The sequence below is a fragment of the Falsiroseomonas oryziterrae genome (assembly GCF_021864505.1).
Taxonomy (GTDB): Bacteria; Pseudomonadota; Alphaproteobacteria; order Acetobacterales; family Acetobacteraceae; genus Falsiroseomonas; species Falsiroseomonas oryziterrae.
On sequence record NZ_JAKJIB010000443.1, the window covers coordinates 1 to 2,669 of the forward strand.

2 protein-coding genes are annotated in these 2,669 nt (G+C 75.2%); both read left to right on the plus strand.

Annotated elements, in window-relative coordinates; all coding sequences use genetic code 11:
- The coding region (locus tag L2I40_RS21660) for a patatin-like phospholipase family protein (RefSeq protein WP_237217311.1) at window positions 1-1,233 on the plus strand (1,233 nt) is incomplete at its 5' end.
- Between the two features lie 37 nt (window positions 1,234-1,270).
- Window positions 1,271-2,669 (plus strand): AsmA family protein (locus L2I40_RS21665; RefSeq protein ID WP_237217313.1); only part of this gene is annotated, 1,399 nt, incomplete at its 3' end.

The following is a 2,669-nucleotide window of genomic DNA, read 5'->3' on the forward strand; positions in this document are numbered from 1 at the left end:
ATTGACGACAGGGACGGGGCTCCCGCCCGGAAGGCCTCGCGGCGACGCCTGTACCGGGCCGTCGCGGCCGGCGGCGCGGCGCTCTCCCTGCCCGCCTGCGCGATCCCGCCGCGGCTGCCGGCCGTGCCGGCCGACCGCTCGGCGGAGGCAAGTGTCCTAGGCCTGCCCAACGAGCGCTTCCGCATCGCGACGGCCGGGGGCCAGGCCGGGTTCGACCGGGAGGCGGTGGACGCGCTGGCGCGCCGGCGCCGTGCCCTGAACCTGCCGGACGGCGCGACGCTGCCCGAGTTGAACCTCCTGGCCGTCTCCGGCGGCGGGGAGAACGGCGCATTCGGGGCGGGGCTGCTCAACGGCTGGACGGCGCATGGAACGCGTCCGGTCTTCGAGCTGGTGACCGGCGTCTCCACCGGCGCGCTCACCGCGCCCTTCGCCTATCTCGGCCCCGACTGGGACGATGCGCTGCGGGACGTCTACACCGCCATCACGCCGGAGCGCGTGCTGCGCCGCCGCCGTATCACGGCGGCCATCTTCGACGACGCGCTGGCGGATACCGCACCGCTGTTCGAGACCATCTCCGGCTATCTCGACGAGCGGATGCTGCGTGCCATCGCCGAGGCCCACGCGCAGGGCCGCCTGCTGCTGATCGGCACCGCCGACATCGACGCCCAGACGCCCGTCGTCTGGAACGTCGGCGCGATCGCGGCAAGCGGCCATCCCCGCGCGCTCGACACCGTCCGCCGCATCCTGCTCGCCTCCGCCGCGATCCCGGGCGCCTTCCCGCCGGTGATGTTCGACGTGACGATCGACGGCGCGGCGCACCAGGAGATGCATGTCGACGGCGGCACCTTCGCGCAGGCCTTCCTCTATCCGAGCGCGGTGACCAGCGCACGGCGCGCCGCGCTCGCGCGCCGGCGCCAGGTGCAGCCGGCGCGCGCCTGGATCATCCGCAACGGCCGCCTGGATTCCGAGTGGTCGGCGGTGGACCGCCGCAGCATCAGCATCGCGGGGCGCGCCGTCTCCAGCATGATCGCCGCGAGCGGCTTCAACGACGCCGTGCGGCTCTACTTCTTCGCCCAGCGCGACGGCATCGACTACAACCTCGCCTACATCGGGTCGGACTTCACGGCACGGCTCGAGACCCCCTTCGAGCCTGGCTACATGCGCGCGCTCTACGCGCATGGCTTCGAGCAGGCGAGGCGCGGCTTCCGATGGGCGAAGACGCCGCCGCTCTGATCCCGCCCGCCACGGCGCGACGCGCGACGGGCTCGCCGTGAGGCGCTGGGCGCGACGCCTCCTGCTCGCGGCGGCGGCGCTGCCGCTGCTCTTCGGCGCCATGCTCGCGGCGCTGCATGTGGTTGTCTCGCGCGGCGCGCTGACGGCGCAGCTCGACGCGGCGCTGGAGCGCGCGATCGGACGCGCGGTCACGCATGGCGACATCTCGGTGCGGCCGGGCCTCAGGCCGCGCATCGCGCTCCGCGACGCGACCATCGCCAACATCGAAGGCGGCTCCGAGCCCCACTTCGCGCGCATCGGCCGGCTGGAGGTGGCGCTGGCGTTCCTGCCGCTGCTCGAGCGGCGGGTGGAAGTCTACAGCCTGCTCCTGGCCGATGCCGACATCCTGCTGGAGCGCAACGCGCAGGGCGACGCGAACTGGAGCTTCCGGCGCGGCGGCCCGAGATCCGCGCCCGCCGGGCTCCACATCGCGGAGCTCGCGATCGAATCCTCCCGCATCCGCCTGCCCGGCGCGGCGATCGAGCGGATCGAGGTCGCGTCGCTGACGGTGGCGCGCGACACGCCGGACTCGCCGCTCGAACTCGCCGGCCGCATCCGCCTGAACGACGAGGCGCTGGCGATCGAGGCGAGCCTCGGCGCCGAGGCCGAGGGCGGCCTGCCGCTGGTGGCGAAGGTGACTGGCGCGGGACTGCGGCTCGGGCTGCACGGCACGTGGCCGCGCGGCACGGCAGAGCCCGCCTGGTCGCTCGCGCTGGAGGCGCAGGCGGAGCGCGGCGTCGTGCAGCGGCTGCTGCGCAGCTTCGGCCAGCGCGAGTTGCCGCTGGCGCCCGGCCCCCTGGAGATCAAGGCGCGGCTCGGTCCCGGCAGCCCGATCCCGACGGTGTCGGATCTCACCCTCAGGCTCGGCGCGACGGAGGCCGATGCGCTGCTGCCGGGGCTGCGCCTGGCGCGGGCCGAGCTGCGCGCGGCGTCCTTCGACCAGCGCGTCGCGCTGTCGGCGCAGGGCCGGTTGCGCGGCACGGAGCTCGGCCTGGTGGCCACGCTGCCTTCGCTCCGCGCCATGCTGCACCAGCCGGCCGAGACGCCCTGGCCGATCGAGGCGACCATCGCCTCCGGCCCGTCGCGGCTGACGCTGGCGGGCGGGCTCCGTCGCGAAGCGGGCCTCGGCGCGACGCCGTTCGAGGCACGGCTCGTTACGCCGGATCTTGCGCGGCTCGGGCAGGCCTTCGGCGTCGCGCTGCCGCGCCTGACCGGTGTCACGGCCTCGGCGCGGCTGTCCGGCCTGTCCACGCGCGAGTTGCGGATGGCAGGCCTCGCGGTCTCGTCGCAGATGCTGGACGGACAGGGCGACCTCGCCGTGACGGTCGCGCCGCGCGTCGCGCTCCGCGGCCGGCTGGCGATGCGCCGGCTCGACCTCGACGCCGCCGGCGGGGCGG